Raw genomic sequence first — 20,440 nt, forward strand, 5'->3', positions numbered from 1 at the left:
AGCTGATTAAACTCTTTCTATGCGGTGAATTTTTTTGTCTCAGCAAGGAAAAGATAGAATATATCAATTATTCGTGGGAGGGGAATGTAGGATGAGTGAACAGCTTGATTTAAGCATGTATGCCGTCAGAACTGATTTGGCAATTGAAGCAAATGAATTGGCACTTAGCCAAAGAGCACATATTCAAACAGAACCGAACCAATCTCAACTTGATGGGGTAATCATAAAGGAAAAAGAAGAGAATGGTATAAAAGTATCTTATGTCGAAGTAACAGATAAAGGTGAAGAACTTATCGGCAAGAAAAAAGGCAAGTATTTAACATTGGAAGTCATGGGCATTCGCCAGCAGGACAGTAAGCTGCAGGCGGAGGTTGAAAAACTATTTGCCAAGGAATTCTCTCAATTCCTAGCATCTAATAATATTTCTGCAGATGCCTCCTGCCTTGTAGTAGGTTTAGGTAACTGGAATGTAACTCCAGATGCGCTTGGCCCGCAAGTTTGTGAAAACATTCTTGTGACAAGACATTTGTTTGAATTGCAGCCCCAGAATGTGGATAAAGGCTACAGACCAGTCAGTGCGTTATCACCAGGAGTTATGGGACTGACAGGAATTGAGACGAGTGACATTATTAAAGGCGTTGTGGAAAAAACAAACCCGGATTTTGTCATTGTAATTGATGCACTAGCATCAAGAAGCATTGATAGAGTTAATTCTACGATCCAAATTTCTGATACAGGTATTCATCCAGGTTCTGGTGTTGGCAATAAACGAAAAGAGTTAAGTAAGGAAACATTAGGCAGACCTGTCATTGCAATAGGTGTTCCGACAGTTGTTGATGCTGTGTCGATTACAAGTGATACGATCGATTATATTTTGAAGCATTTTGGAAAAGAATTGAAGGAAGGAGACAGGCCTTCTAGGGCTCTAGCTCCCGCCGGTTTAAGCTTTGGAGAAAAAAGAGTGCTGACAGAAGAGGATTTACCAGAAGAGCATCATCGAAAAACATTTTTAGGCATTATCGGCACACTGCCAGAGGAAGAAAAGCGCAAGCTTATTTTTGAAGTGCTTTCTCCAATTGGCCACAACTTAATGGTCACTCCAAAGGAAGTGGATGTTTTCATTGAGGATATGTCCAACCTGCTCGCTAATGGTCTGAATGCATCACTGCATACTGCTATTAATCAGGAAAACGTCGGATTTAATACACATTAATTTATACACCGTCAGAAAAAGAATCTAGCATTTTGAAAAAAAATAATAGTTCTATCTCTCCTAGCATTTACATAGTAATTAATAGACTTGCTAGGAGAGGTGAACATGAAACCATTACGAAAAAAAACAGACGTTTACATATTGAATGCCAATGTAATGAATATCCTGCCCGTATTTTTTATGCTGTTTATTGTTATTTTTATTTTAGTGATAGCTGTTTCGGCCGTAAAGCAGGAAATAGACATGGGTGCAACCATCTTGAAAGAATCACCTAGCGAGATAGAAGGGAGCTTCTTTTACTCTCTGCTCGGTTCTGAAAATCATTACTTTTTGTCTGCTCTATCAGAAGAACAGAAGGATTTAGATATAAGTCAATTGTTTATAAAGCTAGCAACGAATATTAATTTAGACGATCCAAGAAGCTTGCTTGGAAGAGAGCTTCCTGCCTTTTCTTTATATGACAGTGAAATACTCGTAGCGGGTGATGGAACAAACTATACGAATTTGCCTCTAGAATCAGCACCTCCACAGCCGTTTATCGAGGCTGGAAAAGAAGCGGCACTGCAGCGTACGGATGAAATAAAAAGACTGGAAGAAAAAGAGAAAAAACAAACCGCAGCCGCTCCCACAACAGGCGATAAAAAAATTGTCTATTTGTATTTTTCCCATAATCGAGAATCCTTCCTACCTTATCTTAAAGGTGTAAAGGACCCAAATCTTGCTCAACACTCGAAAATAAACATCACAAACTTAGGAGATGTCATGAAAGAGGAGCTGGAAATGAAGGGGATTGGCACAACCGTAGAAAAGAAGGATATTCAAAATCTGCTCAATAAAAAAGGATGGAGCTACACCCAATCCTATCAAGGTTCAAGAGAAGTGGTAGCAGCAGCAATGTCTGATAATAGAGACTTAAGTTACTTTATTGATATTCATCGTGATTCTCAAAGACGAAAAAACACAACGACTACGATTGATGGCAAGGACTATGCGAAAATTGCCTTTGTGATTGGCGGAAATAACAAAAACTTCGAAAAGAATCAGCAGCTTGCAGAAGAATTGCATGGCATCCTAAAGAACAAATACAAGTCCCTATCAAGAGGAGTTATCTTGAAAAAAGGGGCGTATACGAATGGGAAATTTAATCAGGACTTGTCAGAAAACAGTATATTAGTTGAAATTGGCGGTGTTGACAATACGTTTGCAGAGCTGAACAGAACGTCAAAGGCTTTGGCAGATGCTTTTAGTGAGTATTATTGGAAAGCAGAGAGTGTGAACGGTAACTAAAAAAATGAACAAGTAAGGAGGTGCTTAACAGATGAAGATGTTTACCTTGAAGGCACTAGGTATTGCCTTCTTGATGTTTGCTTGTGTGTTATTCGGAATGCAGCAGGCAAATGGAGGTATTTTAAAGATGAAGGGCTATGAAGACGAAAACTTCAGCAGTGCTTTAGCAATTAATAATGAGCAAGGCGGGTTGGAAGCCTCCATATTAGGCAGTGATGTTACAAGCCATGATTTACAAAAAAAGAAAGAGCAGATGGAGGAAATGAAAACCTTTAATCTACTTTCCGGGATAGGGAAGGGTGTCGCTGATGGCGTCTCCTCTCTTGCCCAAAAGGGTGTTGATTTGGTCAGCGGTGTCATAAACAAGGATAAAGATACAGGTAACCAGCCGTGATTAGGTTTACCTCTCTTTGGATAAAAGGAAAGCGGTGCTTATTCTTTCCGATAATTTCATTGAATCTTATCCATCACACTGCTATAATCAGAAATAGTGTATATGTGCGATTATTGTAGGAGTGAACTAGATGAACAGAGAAGAAATGCTTAATAGACAATCAAAAATCCGTAATTTTTCCATCATCGCTCATATTGATCATGGAAAATCTACATTAGCAGATAGAATATTAGAAAAGACAAATGCGTTGACAGCGCGCGAAATGAAAGACCAGCTTTTAGACTCAATGGATCTTGAAAGAGAACGTGGGATTACAATCAAGCTGAATTCCGTTCAGCTTAAATATAAAGCAAAAGACGGCGAAATTTATACACTGCACTTGATTGATACACCGGGACATGTCGATTTTACATATGAAGTTTCCCGAAGTCTGGCCGCTTGTGAAGGGGCTGTGCTTGTTGTGGATGCGGCTCAAGGTATTGAAGCGCAAACACTTGCGAATGTGTATTTGGCAATTGATAATGACTTGGAAATAGTTCCGGTTATTAATAAAATTGACTTACCGAGTGCTGATCCAGAACGTGTTCGTAACGAAATTGAAGAGGTCATTGGTTTGGATGCTTCTGAGGCGGTTCTTGCTTCTGCAAAGGCCGGCATTGGAATTGAAGATATTTTAGAACAAGTGGTAGAAAAGGTTCCTGCTCCACAAGGAGATCCGGAAGCGCCGTTGAAAGCACTTATTTTTGACAGCCTTTATGATGCTTACAGAGGTGTAGTCACATATATTCGTGTTGTCGAAGGTACAGTTAAAGCAGGCGATAAAATCAAAATGATGGCAACAGGCAAAGAGTTTGAAGTAATTGAGGTCGGCGTATTCACGCCAAAGGCTGTCAGTACAGATCAGCTGTCTGTTGGTGATGTTGGTTACCTTACAGCTGCAATCAAAAATGTCGGCGATACAAGAGTCGGGGACACGATAACAAGCGCGAAAAACGGCGCAGTCGAAGCACTGCCAGGGTACCGTAAGCTAAATCCAATGGTATATTGCGGCTTATATCCAATTGATAGCTCGAAATTTAATGACCTTCGTGAAGCGTTGGAAAAGCTTGAGCTTAATGATTCTGCTCTTCAATTCGAGCCGGAAACTTCTCAGGCATTAGGCTTTGGTTTCCGTTGTGGTTTCTTAGGACTGCTTCACATGGAAATCATCCAGGAAAGAATTGAACGAGAATTTAAAATTGACTTAATTACAACAGCTCCAAGTGTTATTTATGATGTAATTATGACAGATGGAACAGAATTAAAGGTGGACAACCCATCAGCAATGCCTGACCCACAAAAAATTGACCATATTGAAGAGCCTTATGTGAAGGCGACAATGATGGCTCCGAACGAATATGTTGGGGCAATCATGGAGCTTTGCCAATTGAAACGCGGCGTGTTTATTGATATGCAATATATGGATGAAACTCGTGTCAAAATTGTTTATGAAATTCCGCTGTCTGAAATCGTTTATGACTTCTTCGATCAGCTGAAATCTAATACAAGAGGGTACGCATCGTTTGACTATGAGCTTATTGGCTACAAAACGTCTACGCTCGTGAAAATGGATATCCTTCTGAACGCAGAAAAGGTCGATGCGTTAAGCTTTATCGTCCATAAGGATTTTGCGTATGAAAGAGGAAAACTCATCGTTGAAAAGCTGAAGGAACTAATCCCGCGTCAACAGTTTGAAGTGCCTATTCAAGCTGCTGTCGGTCAGAAAATCGTCGCACGTTCAACAATCAAGGCGATGCGTAAAAACGTATTGGCGAAGTGTTATGGCGGTGACATATCCCGTAAGCGTAAATTGCTAGAGAAGCAAAAAGAAGGTAAAAAACGAATGAAGCAAGTCGGATCTGTAGAAGTGCCGCAAGAGGCATTTATGGCCGTATTGCGCATGGATGATAACAATACGAAAAATTCATGATTTTAACAAAACGGGGTTAGGCTGCTGAAATAAAAGCAGCGCTAACCTCTTTTCTTATTTATTTGCAAAAAGAAAGGACCGTGACATATTGATTAAAGCAGCATATATCCATATACCATTTTGTGAACATATATGTCATTACTGTGATTTTAATAAAGTATTTCTTAAGGGTCAGCCTGTGGACGAATATTTGGACGCATTAGAAAAGGAAATCAAGCTGACAGCAGCTAATAACCAACATGCACTTTCCACCGTTTTTGTCGGAGGAGGAACGCCGACAAGCTTAAATGCTAAGCAGTTGGAGCGATTATGTGCAATTATTAGTGAAAATCTTGTTTTAGATAAAAATGCCGAATATACATTTGAGGCGAACCCTGGAGATTTGGCTCCAGATAAACTGAAGGCACTATATGATGGTGGAGTCAATCGTTTAAGCTTTGGTGTGCAATCCTTTAATGATGAATTGCTGCAACGAATCGGAAGAACGCATCGCGCAAAGGATGTTTTTTCTTCTGTTGAAGCTGCAAACAAAATCGGATTTGACAATATTAGCATCGACTTAATGTACAGTCTGCCAGGACAAACAGTGGAAGACTTTGCGGCAACATTAAAGCAGGCCTTCACATTAGATATTCAGCATTTTTCTGGATACTCGCTGATTATCGAGCCGAAAACGGTATTTTATAATCTTCTTCGTAAGGGCAAGCTTTTAACACCAGGTGAAGATGCTGAAGCAACGATGTACCGCTTGCTTATGGAGGAAATGGAGAAACATGGCTACAAACAATATGAAATAAGCAATTTTGCCAAGGAAGGTTATGAAAGCATTCATAATATTACCTATTGGAACAACGCAGAATACTATGGCTTCGGCGCAGGAGCCCATGGTTATGTTAACGGATATCGCCGTTCTAATTTTGGCCCATTGAAGAAATACATGGAGCCTCTGGCTGAAGGAAATCTGCCGCTACTTGATAATCATAAGGTAACTCGAACTGAACAAATGGAAGAAGAGCTGTTTTTAGGTTTAAGAAAAAACAGTGGGGTTAGCTTAAATTCCTTTAAAGAAAAATATAATCAAGACATCGAGACACTATTTGCAGATGAACTGAAGGGGCTGTTGGAAAGAGGGTTAATTTCCATGGATGATGGGAACTTAAAGCTTACTTACAACGGACGTTTCCTTGGAAACGAAGTGTTCCAATCATTCATTGGGATACTTTAACACCTCGTTTTTGTTCAGACAAAATAAAGGAAAGAATTTCTTTATGAAATAAGAACCAAAATATTGACATAGTCCCCTTGTATTTGATAATTTATAAATAGAATTAGCACTCGGTGCTAATGAGTGCTAACAGAGGTGATGAATGTGTTAACAGATCGTCAATTATTGATACTACAAGTGATTGTTGATGATTTTATAGCATCTGCTCAGCCGGTTGGTTCTAGAAGCCTGTCGAAAAAGCCGGAAATATCCTTTAGCTCTGCCACTATCAGAAATGAAATGGCTGATTTGGAGGAATCTGGTTATTTAGAAAAGACTCATTCTTCATCTGGACGAATTCCGAGTGAAAAGGGCTATCGTTTTTATGTAGATCACTTATTATTGCCGCAAAAGCTTCGAAAAGAAGATGTGTTGACACTGAATTCCGTGTTTGCTGAAAAGATTTACGAATTGGAAAATATGGTCCAAAGGTCAGCGAAAATACTCTCAGAGTTAACAAACTATACGACAATTGTGTTGGGTCCTGCTGTTAAGGAAAACAAGCTGAAAAAAATTCAAATCGTCCCATTAAATGCTCAAACAGCGATAGCCATTATCGTGACAGATACAGGACATGTTGAAAATAAAATGTTCCATTTGCCGGAATCTACAGATGCAAATGACATTGAAAAGCTTGTGAATATCCTTAATGAAAGGCTTGCGGGAGTCTCAATAGAGAAGCTGCACAACAAAATATATAAGGAAGTTGCTTCCTTATTAAAACTTCATATTAATCATTATGATTTATTTTTGAATTCTATCTATGATGCTGTTAAAATCGATACACATGAGAAGCTTTTCTTTGGTGGCAAAACAAATATGCTAAGCCAGCCTGAATTTCATGATGTCAATAAGATTCGAGATTTGTTGACCATGATTGAAAAAGAAGAGGGCATCCATGATTTGATTCGTAATAATTCAACAGATATCAGCATTAAAATCGGTACGGAAAACAATGTTTCGGCGATGGAAAACTGCAGCGTCATTTCTGCTTCCTATTCATTAGGAAAAAAACAGCTTGGCTCCATTGCGATATTGGGACCTACGAGGATGGAATACTCCAGAGTTGTCAGCCTGCTAAACCTGATGTCACATGATTTGACAAAAGTGTTGACAAGGCTGTATCAAAATTAACATCAAAGGATATAGTTAATAAATAGTTGTCCCTTAAAAACAAAGTTAGTTTTGAATGTTGGCAGGGACAAGATTTTTAAAAAAAATGATAGTTTCTGGAAGCATTATATAAGCTGATTATGTATAATAGTTCACTGTGAAGACTATTTATGACAAATAATTCATTTAAGGGAGGTGAATATGTTGGCAGAAGATAAAACAACGATGAATGAAGAACTACAAGAGGAAGTCGCAGCTGAAGAAAAGACAGAAGCGGTCTTTGAAGAAGTGAAGCAAGAGGAAACGACTGCTGAAGCTGAACAAGGGGCGGACTCACTTGATAAGGATCTTCAGGCAGCAAATGCTAAAATTGCTGAACTTGAGGCAAAAATTGAAAGTGAATCAAATCGCTATTTGCGTCTTCAAGCAGATTTTGACAATTCCCGCCGCAGGGCAAAGCTTGATTTAGAAGCGGCGCAAACATATAGAGCACAAAGCATCGTTATGGATTTGCTACCAGCAATCGATAACTTTGAAAGAGCTATGAAGGTCGAAGCGACAGAAGAACAAGCAAAAAGCTTATATACTGGTATGGAAATGGTATACAGAGGATTGTTGGATGCACTTGAAAAAGAGGGTGTTCAAGTAATCGAGTCTGTTGGAACTGAATTTGATCCACATCTACATCAAGCAGTAATGCAGGTAGAAGTGGAAGGTACAGAACCTAATATTGTAGTAGAAGAGTTCCAAAAAGGCTACAAATTAAAAGACAGAGTTATCAGACCAGCCATGGTAAAGGTTAGTCAGTAAGGTCTACATATTTAAAAATTGGAGGGAATTTTTCCATGAGTAAAATTATTGGAATCGATTTAGGTACAACAAACTCATGTGTTGCTGTATTGGAAGGCGGAGAACCAAAAGTTATTCCAAATCCAGAAGGTAACCGCACAGCTCCATCTGTAGTTGCATTTAAAAATGGAGAGCGTCAAGTTGGGGAAGTGGCAAAACGCCAATCTATTACAAACCCAAACACAATCATGTCTATCAAACGTCATATGGGTACAGACTACAAAGTTGAGGTTGAAGGCAAAAACTACTCTCCTCAAGAGGTTTCTGCTATTATCCTTCAATATTTGAAAGGTTATGCAGAAGAATATCTTGGCGAAACAGTAACAAAAGCTGTTATTACAGTTCCTGCTTATTTCAATGATGCAGAACGTCAAGCTACTAAGGATGCAGGTAAAATTGCTGGTCTTGAAGTAGAACGTATCATCAATGAGCCAACTGCAGCAGCTCTTGCATATGGACTTGATAAAACAGAAGAAGATCAAACAATTCTAGTATATGACCTAGGAGGCGGTACTTTCGACGTTTCCATCCTTGAATTGGGTGATGGTGTATTCGAAGTTAAATCAACTGCTGGTGACAACCGTCTTGGTGGAGACGACTTCGACCAAGTAATCATTGATTACTTAGTAGATCAATTCAAAAAAGAAAACGGTATTGACTTAAGCAAGGATAAAATGGCTCTTCAACGTCTTAAAGACGCTGCTGAAAAAGCGAAAAAAGACTTGTCTGGTGTAGCTTCTACACAAATTTCGCTTCCGTTTATCACTGCAGGCGAAGCTGGCCCACTTCACTTAGAAGTAACGCTATCTCGTGCTAAATTTGAAGAAATTTCTGCTGATTTAGTTGAACGTACAATGGGACCTACACGCCAAGCATTAAAAGATGCTGGTTTAAGTGCTTCTGAAATTGATAAAGTAATTCTTGTTGGTGGTTCTACTCGTATACCTGCTGTACAAGAAGCGATCAAAAAAGAAACAGGTAAAGAGCCTCATAAAGGTGTTAACCCTGACGAAGTAGTTGCAATGGGTGCAGCTATCCAAGGTGGAGTTATCACTGGTGACGTTAAAGACGTTGTTCTTCTTGACGTAACACCATTATCATTGGGAATTGAAACAATGGGCGGCGTGTTCACAAAGCTTATTGACCGTAACACAACAATCCCAACATCTAAGTCTCAAGTGTTCTCAACTGCTGCTGACAGCCAAACGGCTGTTGACATCCATGTGCTTCAAGGGGAACGTCAAATGGCTGCTGACAACAAAACTTTAGGCAGATTCCAATTGGCAGATATTCCGCCAGCACCACGTGGAGTTCCACAAATCGAAGTAAGCTTTGATATCGATAAAAACGGTATTGTGAATGTACGTGCAAAAGATTTGGGTACAAATAAAGAGCAAACAATCACAATTAAATCTTCAACAGGTTTATCTGACGAAGAGATCGACAAAATGGTTAGAGAAGCAGAAGAAAACGCGGAAGCTGATAAAAAGCGCAAAGAGGAAGTTGAATTGCGCAATGAAGCAGATCAATTAGTGTTCACTACAGAAAAAACACTAAAAGATTTGGAAGGCAAAGTGGATGAAGGCGAAGTAGCAAAAGCTAATGAAGCAAAAGATGCGCTTAAAGAAGCAATCGAGAAAAACGAATTAGAAGAAATTCGTGCGAAAAAAGATGCGCTACAAGAAATCGTTCAAAATCTTTCTGCCAAGCTTTATGAAGAAGCAGCTAAACAAGCTCAAGCAGCACAAGGTGCTGAAGGGCAATCAGCTGGCAAAGATGATGATGCAGTAGATGCAGAGTTTGAAGAAGTAAAAGACGACAAATAAGCACATGCAAAACAAAAAAGTCAAAGTCAGGTAATCCTTGGCTTTGGCTTTTCTTTATAATGGCTAAAAAACGTTCGTATTTTATAAAAAAAGAGCAGGTTTTTTCTAAGTCGTTAAGAATAAACTATTGTACATTAGAAATGCAAAATGTTACAATATCATCTATGTGAAAAGAATCGGGGAGTGGCAATTATAAATGGATAAGCGAGATTACTATGAAGTCCTTGGCGTTGCGAAAACAGCTTCCAAGGATGAAATAAAAAAGGCATATCGAAAACTGTCAAAAATGTATCATCCTGATATCAATAAAGAAGCTGATGCAGACGAAAAGTTCAAAGAAGTAAAAGAAGCATACGAAGTGCTCAGTGATGAACAAAAACGTGCCCAATATGACCAATTTGGCCACACAGATCCTAACCAAGGCTTTGGTGGTGGAGCTGGTGATTTCGGTGGCTTTGGCTTTGAAGATATATTCAGCAGTTTCTTTGGCGGTGGCGGCGGTGGACGCAGACGTGATCCAAATGCGCCAAGACAAGGAGCAGATCTGCAATATACAATGACACTTTCCTTTGAGGAAGCGGCATTTGGAAAAGAAACAGAGATTGAAATTCCTCGTGAAGAAACTTGTGAAACATGCAGCGGCTCAGGTGCAAAGCCTGGAACGAAACCTGTTACGTGTAAGCATTGTAGCGGAACAGGCCAATTAAATGTAGAGCAAAACACGCCATTTGGGAAAATTGTCAACAGAAGAACTTGTCAGCACTGTAATGGTACTGGGAAAGAAATTAAACATAAATGTGGAACATGCGGCGGCACAGGTAAAGTGAAGAAACGCCGTAAAATTAAAGTGAAAATTCCTGCTGGTATTGATGATGGGCAACAATTGCGCGTCAGCGGCCAAGGGGAGCCTGGTGTTAATGGCGGTCCTGCTGGGGATTTATATGTCGTATTCCATGTAAGAACACATGAATTCTTCGAGCGTGACGGTGAGGATGTTTACTGTGAAATGCCTATTACCTTTGTGCAGGCTGCACTAGGTGATGAAGTGGAAGTGCCGACATTGCATGGCAAGGTTAAACTTAAGGTGCCTGCAGGAACACAGACAGGAACGAAATTCCGTCTGAAAGGAAAAGGTATCTCCAATGTACGTGGCTACGGTATCGGTGACCAGCATGTCATTGTACGCTTAATTACACCGACTAAGCTGTCAGATAAACAAAAGCAAATGCTGCAGGAATTTGCAGAGCTAACTGGAAATGCCCCTCAAGGGGAAGAGGAAGAAAGCTTTTTCTCAAAAGTAAAAAGAGCCTTTAAGGGTGAATAAAGATTGATTGGAGTTGGTAGAAAATGAAATGGTCTGAAATCACAATTCATACAACAAATGAAGCGATTGAACCTATTTCGAACATTTTGCACGAAGCAGGTGCTAGCGGGGTGGTAATTGAGGATCCCTTCGAATTGATAAAAGAAAGAGAAGACCGTTTTGGCGAAATCTACCAACTCAATCCTGACGATTACCCACAAGAGGGAGTTTTGGTTAAAGCATATCTGCCTATCAATAGCTTTTTAGGTGAAACGGTAGAGGAAATTAAAGAAGCAATCAATAATTTGATTTTATTTAATATCGATATTGGGTTAAATAAAGTGACAATTATGGAAGTGAATGAAGAAGAGTGGGCTACGGCATGGAAGAAATATTATCATCCTGTCAAGATTTCTGAGAAGTTCACCATTGTACCGACTTGGGAAGAATATACACCAGTGAACAGTGATGAATTAATTATTGAACTGGATCCTGGGATGGCGTTTGGGACAGGAACACATCCAACAACAGTATTATGTATCCAAGCTTTGGAAAGAATAGTGAAAAAAGGGGATACAGTTATTGATGTTGGTACAGGTTCTGGCGTGCTAAGCATTGCAGCCTCCATGCTCCAAGCAAAATCAGTGCTTGCCCTTGATTTGGATGAGGTTGCTGTTCAATCAGCTAAGTTAAATCTGAAGCTAAACAAGGTGCATGAAACAGCTACAGTTCAGCAAAATAATTTACTTGATGGAATAACGCAAGAGTCTGATGTGATTGTTGCTAACATTCTTGCAGAGGTAATTGTCCGCTTCACAGATGATGTTTACCGTTTGTTAAAAGAGGATGGCTATTTTATTGCTTCAGGTATCATTCTTCAGAAAAAAGAAGAAGTAAAGGCTGCCATCCTTGCTTCAGGACTTGAAATTGTTGAAACAGTCCAAATGGAAGATTGGATTAGCATCACAGCGAAAAAAGGAAAGTAAACCTAAAAAGAAGTTTGTTCGTAATACTGCAAACTTCTTTTAGTATGCTTATAAGGCTTTTTCTTTCCAAAGCAGGAATTCCTTGATTTTATGTAAAGGCAGGTTTTAAGCAGTGCAACGTTATTTCGCGGAAAATATAGAGGACACATTCCTTATAAAAGAAGATGACTTTCATCATATTACAAGAGTTATGCGCATGAAGCTTGGCGATGAAATATATTGTGTCAATTCTAATCAGCAAACTGCTCGCTGTTCTATTGAAAATATTACCGAAAACGAAATCGAAGCAAAAGTGGTACAATGGGTAGAGGGAGACATGGAGCTACCTGTCACTGTAACAATAGTAAGCGGCCTGCCAAAAGGGGATAAGCTGGAATGGATTATCCAAAAAGGCACAGAACTAGGTGCGCATGAGTTTATCCCTTTTATTGCATCTCGCTCGATTGTAAAATGGGACGCAAAAAAGTCCGATAAAAAGATCAGCCGCTGGAATAAAATTGCCAAGGAAGCGGCAGAGCAGTCGCATCGCGCTGTTTTACCGAATGTTTCCACACCAGTTTCAGTGAAGGAGCTTATTAAAAAAGCTGCAGAATATGACGTTAAAATCGTCGCATACGAAGAAGAGGCTAAGCTAGGGGAAACCGCTAATCTTGCAAAGGCACTTTCTTCCTTGAATAAGGGACAAACGCTGCTTGCAGTATTCGGACCTGAAGGCGGCCTAACTGATTCAGAGGTTGAGCTCTTGATGGAAAACGGCTTTATAGCATGTGGACTCGGACCAAGAATATTAAGAACGGAAACAGCACCATTATACTTACTTTCTGCTGTTTCCTATCATTTTGAACTATTGAATAGATGAGGTGAACAATATGCCAACAGTTGCTTTTCACACATTAGGTTGTAAAGTAAATCATTATGAAACAGAAGCTATATGGCAATTATTTAAAGAGCAAGGATACGATAGAGTAGAGTATGAAAACATGTCAGATGTTTATGTCATCAATACATGTACAGTTACAAATACAGGGGATAAAAAGAGCCGTCAGGTTATAAGAAGAGCTGTCCGAAAAAATCCCGATGCTGTTATTTGTGTTACTGGGTGTTATGCGCAAACATCACCAGCTGAGATTATGGCAATACCTGGTGTCGACATTGTAGTAGGAACACAGGATCGTGTGAAAATGCTTGATTATATCACACAATTTAAAGAAGAACGTCAGCCAATTAATGCAGTTGGTAATATCATGAAAAACAGAGTGTACGAGGAATTAGACGTTCCAGCATTTACTGACAGAACGAGAGCTTCCTTGAAAATCCAAGAAGGCTGTAACAACTTCTGCACATTCTGTATTATTCCATGGGCTCGAGGTTTAATGCGGTCAAGAGATCCGAAAGAAGTAATCAGACAAGCGCAACAGCTAGTTCAAGCGGGTTATAAGGAAATCGTTCTTACAGGTATCCATACAGGCGGATACGGGGAGGACATGAAAGATTATAATCTTGCCAGACTTCTTCGCGATTTGGAATCTCAAGTAAAAGGACTGAAAAGACTTCGTATTTCTTCCATTGAGGCGAGCCAAATTACAGACGAAGTAATTGAAGTATTAAATGATTCGAAAATAATTGTTAACCATCTTCATATCCCGATTCAATCCGGTTCAGATACTGTATTGAAAAGGATGAGAAGAAAGTATACGATGGAATTCTTTGCTGAAAGAATTACCCGCTTAAAAGAAGCACTTCCAGGACTTGCTGTTACTTCTGATGTTATTGTCGGGTTCCCAGGTGAGACAGAGGAAGAGTTTATGGAAACATACAACTTCATAAAAGAACATAAATTCTCTGAACTTCATGTTTTCCCATATTCAAAGAGAACAGGAACGCCAGCTGCAAGAATGGACGACCAGATCGACGAAGACGTAAAGAATGAGCGTGTACATCGCCTTATCGCTTTATCTGACCAGCTTGCAAAGGAATATGCCTCTAATTATGAAGGGGAAGTTGTCGAAGTGATTCCGGAAGAGAAGTATAAGGAATCTGGCGGTGAAGACTTGTATGTTGGCTATACAGATAACTATCTAAAAGTCGTATTCCCGGCAACAGAAAGCATGGTTGGCCAAATTGTAAAAGTGAAAATTACAAAAGCAGGATATCCTGTTAACGAAGGTCAATTTGTACGTGCTTTGGAAGAATATACAGAAACAGAAAAAGCTATTGTATAATAGAATAGCAGGCAGTTTTTAATGGAAAAGCATCAGAATTGATGCTTTTCCGTATCCCTTTGTAAGACCAAGATCTATACATACTATTGTTAAAAGGAGCCATTAAATATGAGCAGCCAAATTGCAAAAATGATTGATCACACATTATTGAAAGCAGATGCAACAAAAGAACAGGTTAAAACATTATGTGAGGAAGCAAAAGAATATAGCTTTGCTTCTGTATGTGTAAACCCAACATGGGTGCAATATGCAAGTGAGCTTTTAGCAGGTACTGAAGTGAAAGTTTGCACGGTTATTGGATTCCCATTAGGTGCGACTACTTCAGCTACGAAGGCTTTTGAAACAGCTAATGCGATCGAAAATGGTGCGACAGAAGTCGATATGGTTATCAACATCGGTGCATTAAAAGACAAGAATTTTGATCTTGTGAAGGAAGATATTAAAGCAGTAGTTGATGCAGCAAAAGGCAAAGCACTTACAAAGGTAATTATTGAAACTAGTTTGCTTACAGATGAAGAGAAAGAAAAAGCATGTGTCTTGGCAGTTGAAGCAGGTACAGACTTCGTGAAAACATCTACTGGCTTTTCAACAGGAGGCGCAACGGTAGAAGATATTGCGCTTATGAGAAAGACAGTCGGTCCAGAAATTGGCGTTAAAGCTTCTGGCGGAGTAAGAAGCAGTGAAGATACAGAAAAGATGATTGAAGCAGGAGCTACTCGTATTGGTGCAAGCTCTGGTGTTGCAATTGTCAACGGACTTACAAGCAATAGTGACTATTAAATAAAAAAGATGGCTGCCTAAGACAGGTAGCCATCTTTTTTTTTATTTATGAAGCCTCATAATCCACCTGCCAAACTGTTCTGCGAATGGAAGGACAATAATGGAGGAAAGAACATTAAATAAGAGGCTCGCATGTGCAAGCTGTACGTCTTTGGCGCTTGTCATAAATTCTACAGCATCCTTCAATTGGCCGATGAAGGGATAGAACAGCACCGCACCGCCAATATTGAGCCATATATGGGCGTAGGCACATAGCTTGGCCTCTTTGTCTGCCCCAATTGAAGCGAGATAGGATGTAATGCATGTGCCAATATTAGAGCCGAGCATAATGGCGATACCAGCCTCGATTGACAGCATATCTGCAGTCAAAAAACCCATGATAATGCCAATTGTCGCGGTGCTTGATTGAATTAACGCTGTAATCAGGATACCGAGTGATAATGCCCAAAAAATATGATTAGACAAATGGGCGAGGAAGGTCTGCATAAGAGGGTTTTCCTGAATAATCCCGGCAAAGTATTTAAATCCTTTCATTGCTGTAAATACAATCGATATGCCAAGTAATACAAAGCCAATACTTCTTAGCTTATATTTGTTTATAAGGATGCCAAGTGCGCCAGCAGCTGCTAACGGAAGCAGATAGTCACTTATATCATAGGTGATGAACTCTGTTGTAAAGGTTGTCCCGATATTTGTTCCAAGAATAATTCCGATTGACTGGGGAAATGTCAGTACTCGTGCTGCAATTAAGCCGATTGTCAGCACCATAACAGCAGAGCTGCTTTGCAGGACTGCTGTTATGACAATGGCAGCAATCATCCCCTTCCAAGGCTTGTTCGTCAGTTTTTCCAGCAAGGCTTTAAATGAATGGGAGGACAGATTGAAAAGGCCTGTTCGAAGCATTGTCATACCATAAATAAACAGCAGGATTAACAAAATAAAAAGTCCAATATACAGCATATATGTTCACTCCTTCAAAAAAATATATGAAAAAAGAGGATAGGACATGCTAAAAATGAAAAATGATAGAGATATACAAGATTTAAAGTTGTATTTTGTGGTAATATATAAGTGTGAGGATGGACAATGAGGGATACTTGTTTAGAAATCACAAAAAAAATCAAAACAATTTTCAGTACAGGGCTAAATACAGTTGACCTTGCTTCCTTGATATATTATAATGTCAAGGTACATGGTATCCATGAGATGTTAGTGTGTTGTGTTTCGGAGGGAGGGAAAGAGAATGTCTAAAACCGTCGTTCGTAAAAACGAATCGCTTGAAGATGCTCTTCGTCGCTTCAAACGTTCAGTATCAAAAACTGGTACTTTGCAGGAAGCTAGAAAGCGCGAATTCTATGAAAAGCCTAGTGTTAAACGTAAGAAGAAATCAGAAGCAGCAAGAAAACGTAAGTTCTAAGAGAGGGTGTATTAATTGAGTCTTCTCGAACGCTTAAACAATGATATGAAGCAAGCGATGAAAAACAAAGATAAAGATAAACTCACTAATATCAGAATGTTAAAAGCTGCCATTCAAAATGAAAGCATTAAGATTGGCGGAGATCTTTCTGAAGAGGATGAGTTAACTGTCCTTTCTCGCGAAGTGAAACAACGCAAGGACTCCCTCCATGAGTTTGAAAAAGCAGGTCGCCAAGATCTTGTTGACAAAGTACGTGCGGAGTTAAAGCATGTTGAAATATATATGCCTGACCAGCTTTCAGAAGAGGAGTTATCAGCTATCGTTACTTCGGTAATTGCAGAAACTGGTGCTTCTTCAAAGAAAGATATGGGAAAAGTGATGGCTGCTTTAATGCCAAAGGTTAAAGGTAAAGCAGATGGTTCACTAGTAAATAAACTTGTACAACAACACCTTTCATAAATTGATTATGTTTTAAAGGCTGCAGTCCTAGACTGCAGCCTTTTAACATTTTATTTTTTAAAAAACATGTTAATAATATTAAAATAAATGAAACCTTTTCAAACTCGATTCGTATATGTACTATAACCAAACGAACAGGAAAGGAGGAGAAAATTGATTAGGAAAAAAATATTGTTATTGCCTTTTCTTTTCAGTATTTTGTTATCCTTTTTTCCTGCAGTCAGTTATGCTAACGACCAGCAATTAGTCTATATCGTGCCAATAAAGGATACAGTGGAAATGGGCTTGAGTGAATTTATAAACAGAGCCGTAGAAACCGCCGAAGAGAAACAGGCAGATGTTATCATCTTTGAAATGGACACACCTGGTGGATCGGTAGATGCGGCAGTTTCGATTGGGAAAATAATTTCCGGCACAAGGTTGAAGACAGTCACTTACATTAATCAGGATGCCATCTCGGCAGGTTCCTTCCTTGCTTTGAACACAGATGAAATCTATATGGATGGAAGAGGCAGGTTTGGAGCAGCAGGTGTCATAGACAGTCAGGGTAATACTGCCGGCGAAAAAGCCCAGTCCTATTGGCTGTCTGCGATGAGAGGGGCGGCCGAAAAAAGCGGAAAAGATCCCCTCTATGCCATGGCGATGGCAGATAAATCAATTGCCATTCCAGAGCTTGGCGATGATGAGGATAAGTTTCTTACGTTGACCGCCGCTGAAAGTCTTGAGGTTGAATATTCAAACGGCACAGTCAGTAGTTTAGATGATTTGCTCAAAACTCTTGGTATGGAGGATGCAACAGTAGAAAGAATGGATGAAAGCTTCGCTGATAAGGTGGCTCGGTTTGTGACAAATCCAATTATCATTCCTATTCTTCTAACGATAGGAGCTCTTGGATTAATCTTCGAACTGTTTTCGCCAGGGTTTGGGATTGCGGGCTTTGTTGGAATTTCCTCTCTGCTTTTGTTCTTTTATGGTCATCTTGTATCAGGGCTGGCAGGGTATGAATCCATTATCCTGTTTGTAGCAGGAATAGTCCTTGTTTTCCTTGAATTTTTTATAGTCGGCGGGATAGCCGGGATTTTGGGCATAGCTGCAATTATCGGCAGCGTCTTTCTCGCTGGTGGCAATGTTTATCATATTGCCCTAAGTGTTCTTATTGCGGTAGCCGTATCGATTATCGCCACTATTCTTTTAGTAAAGGTGTTTGGTAGAAAAATGAAATTCTTCAAAAAAATTGTGCTGAGAGACTCTACTAGTACGGAAGAAGGATATGTTTCCAATAAAACAAGAAATGACCTTGTTGGAAAGACCGGGGTTACGATGACGGCATTACGCCCTTCAGGAACGGTCCTAATTGGAGACGAACGGATTGATGTGGTCAGTGAAGGTAATTTTGTTGGCAAGGATGTTAAAGTCAGTATCGTAAAAGCAGAAGGTTCAAGAATTGTTGTAAGAGAATTGACAGACATTGATCTGCATAAGGAGGATAAATAATGGAAGTATTGAGCGCAACGGCAATCTTTTGGATTGCAGTCATAATTATAGGGGTTATTCTACTTGGGATCCTCCTGACATTCGTACCTGTCATGCTGTGGATTTCCGCATTAGCAGCAGGCGTTAAAATCAGCATTTTCACATTGGTTGGTATGAGATTGAGAAGGGTTATCCCAAGTCGTGTTGTCAATCCACTGATTAAGGCACATAAAGCTGGTATAAATGCCACGATTAATCAGCTGGAAAGTCACTACTTGGCTGGGGGTAATGTCGACAGAGTTGTTAATGCATTAATTGCTGCACACAGAGCGAATATTGAATTGTCCTTTGAACGCTGTGCTGCCATTGACTTGGCTGGCCGTGACGTTCTTGAAGCAGTACAAATGAGCGTTAACCCGAAAGTAATTGAAACACCGTTTATTGCTGGTGTGGCAATGGATGGTATTGAAGTAAAAGCAAAAGCAAGAATAACAGTTCGTGCTAATATTGAACGCCTTGTTGGGGGAGCCGGAGAAGAGACGGTTGTAGCCCGTGTTGGTGAAGGGATTGTCTCCACTATTGGTTCGTCAACCAACCATAAAAAGGTTCTCGAAAATCCAGATATGATCTCCCAGACAGTTCTGTCAAAGGGATTGGATGCAGGTACTGCATTTGAAATCTTGTCCATCGATATTGCAGACGTTGATATAGGTAAGAACATTGGTGCAGAACTACAGACAGAACAGGCAGAGGCAGACAAGAAGATTGCTCAGGCAAAAGCAGAGGAACGCCGGGCAATGGCTGTTGCTCAAGAACAAGAGATGAAAGCGAAAGTCCAAGAAATGCGTGCGAAAGTTGTTGAAGCAGAGGCTGAGGTACCTATGGCGATGTCTGATGCACTTCGTTCTGGAAATATTGGTGTAATGGATTATATGAATTTGCAGAACATTACAGCTGATACAGAAATGAGAGGATCCATCGGCAAGCTTAATAGCGACAATAAAGATGAGGATAGTAAAAAGTAAGGCAAGTGAAGGGAGCAGTCTCTCTTGGAATATATTTCAATCATTGTAATAGTAGTAGGCTTCCTGTTTTCCTTGTTCCAAAAAAAAGCGCAGGAGGAAAACAACAAAAAAGGTCAGAAGAAGCCAACGCCTGTTAAACCGGATTTCACCAAGCAGGTAATAAGAAAAATGGAGCAGGCCTTTGAAGCGCCTGTGAAAAAAGAAACAGTGTCCACAAAGGTTAATGAGCTTAATGAACTAGAGGCACTAAAAAAAGAACGGGATGCCCTCAAGCAGAAGCTAAAGCGGATGGAGGCAGCTTCTGTAAGGCATGTAAAGGCCGAACAGAAGGCGGAGCCTTTATTAGGCGATAAAGGACTGCTTGAAGGTCATTCCTTGGCTGAGGCGGTCATATTTGCCGAGATAATCGGTGCTCCAAGAGCAAAGCGTCCGCATCCGGCTACACGTAAAAAGCAAGGTATTAAACAGTAAGGGGAAATTCAGCATTCATGCTGAATTTTTCCTGAAAAATAGGTGCTAGAACCCCCTTTTGTCTCATACATATGAGATGAAAGGGGGTTCTTTTTTTATGGCTAAAAAATGGGGAAATACGTTACGGAGCTGGATGATTAAAAACTTAGAGCTTCCTCAAGATGTCATGATGGACTTACCCAGGATCACAATGATTGGCCAAATCCATATATATATTGAGAACCACCGTGGGCTGCTGACTTTCTCAGACAAGGAACTACGGCTGCTCTTGAAACAGGGCCAGCTTTTAATAAAAGGTAAGGGATTTGTCATCAAGACGATACTGCCAGAAGAGATATTGCTGGAGGGGAAAATTGATCAGGTGATGTACATAAACGAATAATATGGGA

At 39.9% G+C, this 20,440-nt stretch carries 20 protein-coding genes; 19 read left to right on the top strand and 1 reads right to left on the bottom strand.

Annotation, left to right across the window (positions count from 1 at the left end; translation table 11 throughout):
- Positions 1-91: 91 nt before the first annotated feature.
- The 13 genes from gpr (at position 92) to deoC (ending at position 15,206) form a co-directional block, all read left to right on the top strand.
- On the top strand, positions 92-1,213 hold the full coding sequence (gpr, locus tag EM808_RS06590; RefSeq protein ID WP_127737394.1) for a GPR endopeptidase: 1,122 nt from the start codon (positions 92-94) through the stop codon (positions 1,211-1,213).
- A 105-nt stretch (positions 1,214-1,318) separates the two neighbouring features.
- Positions 1,319-2,500 (top strand): stage II sporulation protein P, encoded by a 1,182-nt coding sequence (gene spoIIP / locus EM808_RS06595; protein ID WP_127737395.1) that lies wholly within the window; start codon positions 1,319-1,321, stop codon positions 2,498-2,500.
- A gap of 31 nt (positions 2,501-2,531) precedes the next feature.
- On the top strand, positions 2,532-2,894 hold the full coding sequence (locus EM808_RS06600) for a DUF3679 domain-containing protein (RefSeq protein WP_127737396.1): 363 nt from the start codon (positions 2,532-2,534) through the stop codon (positions 2,892-2,894).
- A gap of 130 nt (positions 2,895-3,024) precedes the next feature.
- Complete coding sequence (lepA, locus tag EM808_RS06605; protein ID WP_127737397.1) at positions 3,025-4,863, top strand: translation elongation factor 4; 1,839 nt, start codon at positions 3,025-3,027, stop codon at positions 4,861-4,863.
- Positions 4,864-4,951: 88 nt separating this feature from the next.
- On the top strand, positions 4,952-6,088 hold the full coding sequence (hemW, locus tag EM808_RS06610; protein ID WP_127737398.1) for a radical SAM family heme chaperone HemW: 1,137 nt from the start codon (positions 4,952-4,954) through the stop codon (positions 6,086-6,088).
- A 144-nt stretch (positions 6,089-6,232) separates the two neighbouring features.
- On the top strand, positions 6,233-7,261 hold the full coding sequence (gene hrcA, locus EM808_RS06615; protein ID WP_127737399.1) for a heat-inducible transcriptional repressor HrcA: 1,029 nt from the start codon (positions 6,233-6,235) through the stop codon (positions 7,259-7,261).
- 180 nt (positions 7,262-7,441) lie between these two features.
- Positions 7,442-8,050, top strand: a complete 609-nt coding sequence (grpE, locus tag EM808_RS06620) for a nucleotide exchange factor GrpE (RefSeq protein ID WP_127737400.1) — start codon at positions 7,442-7,444, stop codon at positions 8,048-8,050.
- Positions 8,051-8,085: 35 nt separating this feature from the next.
- Positions 8,086-9,915: a molecular chaperone DnaK gene (gene dnaK / locus EM808_RS06625; protein WP_127737401.1), complete on the top strand. Its 1,830-nt coding sequence runs from the start codon at positions 8,086-8,088 to the stop codon at positions 9,913-9,915.
- Between the two features lie 196 nt (positions 9,916-10,111).
- The gene (gene dnaJ / locus EM808_RS06630; RefSeq protein WP_127737402.1) at positions 10,112-11,239 is read left to right on the top strand and encodes a molecular chaperone DnaJ; all 1,128 of its coding nucleotides are present in this window, start codon (positions 10,112-10,114) and stop codon (positions 11,237-11,239) included.
- Positions 11,240-11,262: 23 nt separating this feature from the next.
- Entirely contained in the window at positions 11,263-12,204 is a 942-nt protein-coding gene (gene prmA / locus EM808_RS06635; protein ID WP_127737403.1) for a 50S ribosomal protein L11 methyltransferase, read from the top strand.
- Positions 12,205-12,316: 112 nt separating this feature from the next.
- Positions 12,317-13,063, top strand: coding sequence for a 16S rRNA (uracil(1498)-N(3))-methyltransferase (locus EM808_RS06640; protein ID WP_127737404.1), 747 nt, complete (start codon positions 12,317-12,319; stop codon positions 13,061-13,063).
- Between the two features lie 10 nt (positions 13,064-13,073).
- Positions 13,074-14,426, top strand: coding sequence for a tRNA (N(6)-L-threonylcarbamoyladenosine(37)-C(2))-methylthiotransferase MtaB (gene mtaB, locus EM808_RS06645; RefSeq protein WP_127737405.1), 1,353 nt, complete (start codon positions 13,074-13,076; stop codon positions 14,424-14,426).
- 108 nt (positions 14,427-14,534) lie between these two features.
- Positions 14,535-15,206 (top strand): deoxyribose-phosphate aldolase, encoded by a 672-nt coding sequence (gene deoC, locus EM808_RS06650; RefSeq protein ID WP_127737406.1) that lies wholly within the window; start codon positions 14,535-14,537, stop codon positions 15,204-15,206.
- 42 nt (positions 15,207-15,248) lie between these two features.
- On the opposite strand, the gene EM808_RS06655 is transcribed toward deoC, so the two are convergent.
- Positions 15,249-16,166 carry a Na/Pi symporter gene (locus EM808_RS06655; protein ID WP_127737407.1) on the bottom strand — a complete coding sequence of 306 codons (918 nt, stop codon included), beginning with the start codon at positions 16,164-16,166 and terminating at the stop codon, positions 15,249-15,251.
- Positions 16,167-16,449: 283 nt separating this feature from the next.
- On the opposite strand from EM808_RS06655, the gene rpsU reads away from it, so the two are divergent.
- The 6 genes from rpsU (at position 16,450) to yqfC (ending at position 20,433) form a co-directional block, all read left to right on the top strand.
- Positions 16,450-16,623, top strand: a complete 174-nt coding sequence (rpsU, locus tag EM808_RS06660) for a 30S ribosomal protein S21 (protein WP_003152957.1) — start codon at positions 16,450-16,452, stop codon at positions 16,621-16,623.
- A 15-nt stretch (positions 16,624-16,638) separates the two neighbouring features.
- Positions 16,639-17,082: a GatB/YqeY domain-containing protein gene (locus EM808_RS06665; RefSeq protein WP_127737408.1), complete on the top strand. Its 444-nt coding sequence runs from the start codon at positions 16,639-16,641 to the stop codon at positions 17,080-17,082.
- A 153-nt stretch (positions 17,083-17,235) separates the two neighbouring features.
- Positions 17,236-18,576, top strand: a complete 1,341-nt coding sequence (locus tag EM808_RS06670; RefSeq protein WP_127737409.1) for an NfeD family protein — start codon at positions 17,236-17,238, stop codon at positions 18,574-18,576.
- On the top strand, positions 18,576-19,580 hold the full coding sequence (floA, locus tag EM808_RS06675) for a flotillin-like protein FloA (RefSeq protein WP_127737410.1): 1,005 nt from the start codon (positions 18,576-18,578) through the stop codon (positions 19,578-19,580). The genes EM808_RS06670 and floA overlap by 1 nt, the downstream gene beginning before the upstream one ends.
- Before the next feature lie 24 nt (positions 19,581-19,604).
- The gene (locus EM808_RS06680) at positions 19,605-20,051 is read left to right on the top strand and encodes a hypothetical protein (RefSeq protein ID WP_127737411.1); all 447 of its coding nucleotides are present in this window, start codon (positions 19,605-19,607) and stop codon (positions 20,049-20,051) included.
- 97 nt (positions 20,052-20,148) lie between these two features.
- The gene (yqfC, locus tag EM808_RS06685) at positions 20,149-20,433 is read left to right on the top strand and encodes a sporulation protein YqfC (RefSeq protein ID WP_127737412.1); all 285 of its coding nucleotides are present in this window, start codon (positions 20,149-20,151) and stop codon (positions 20,431-20,433) included.
- Positions 20,434-20,440: the final 7 nt, after the last annotated feature.

Source organism: Niallia taxi, assembly GCF_004005475.1.
GTDB lineage: Bacteria > Bacillota > Bacilli > Bacillales > Cytobacillaceae > Niallia > Niallia taxi.

Excerpts from the sequence above, each read along its gene's own strand:
- gpr (WP_127737394.1), top strand. The coding sequence starts at position 92 with ATGAGTGAACAGCTTGATTTAAGCATGTATGCCGTCAGAACTGATTTG.
- spoIIP (WP_127737395.1), top strand. The coding sequence starts at position 1,319 with ATGAAACCATTACGAAAAAAAACAGACGTTTACATATTGAATGCCAAT.
- EM808_RS06600 (WP_127737396.1), top strand. The coding sequence starts at position 2,532 with ATGAAGATGTTTACCTTGAAGGCACTAGGTATTGCCTTCTTGATGTTT.
- lepA (WP_127737397.1), top strand. The coding sequence starts at position 3,025 with ATGAACAGAGAAGAAATGCTTAATAGACAATCAAAAATCCGTAATTTT.
- grpE (WP_127737400.1), top strand. The coding sequence starts at position 7,442 with ATGTTGGCAGAAGATAAAACAACGATGAATGAAGAACTACAAGAGGAA.
- dnaK (WP_127737401.1), top strand. The coding sequence starts at position 8,086 with ATGAGTAAAATTATTGGAATCGATTTAGGTACAACAAACTCATGTGTT.
- dnaJ (WP_127737402.1), top strand. The coding sequence starts at position 10,112 with ATGGATAAGCGAGATTACTATGAAGTCCTTGGCGTTGCGAAAACAGCT.
- prmA (WP_127737403.1), top strand. The coding sequence starts at position 11,263 with ATGAAATGGTCTGAAATCACAATTCATACAACAAATGAAGCGATTGAA.
- mtaB (WP_127737405.1), top strand. The coding sequence starts at position 13,074 with ATGCCAACAGTTGCTTTTCACACATTAGGTTGTAAAGTAAATCATTAT.
- deoC (WP_127737406.1), top strand. The coding sequence starts at position 14,535 with ATGAGCAGCCAAATTGCAAAAATGATTGATCACACATTATTGAAAGCA.
- EM808_RS06655 (WP_127737407.1), bottom strand. The coding sequence starts at position 16,166 with ATGCTGTATATTGGACTTTTTATTTTGTTAATCCTGCTGTTTATTTAT.
- rpsU (WP_003152957.1), top strand. The coding sequence starts at position 16,450 with ATGTCTAAAACCGTCGTTCGTAAAAACGAATCGCTTGAAGATGCTCTT.
- floA (WP_127737410.1), top strand. The coding sequence starts at position 18,576 with ATGGAAGTATTGAGCGCAACGGCAATCTTTTGGATTGCAGTCATAATT.
- yqfC (WP_127737412.1), top strand. The coding sequence starts at position 20,149 with ATGGCTAAAAAATGGGGAAATACGTTACGGAGCTGGATGATTAAAAAC.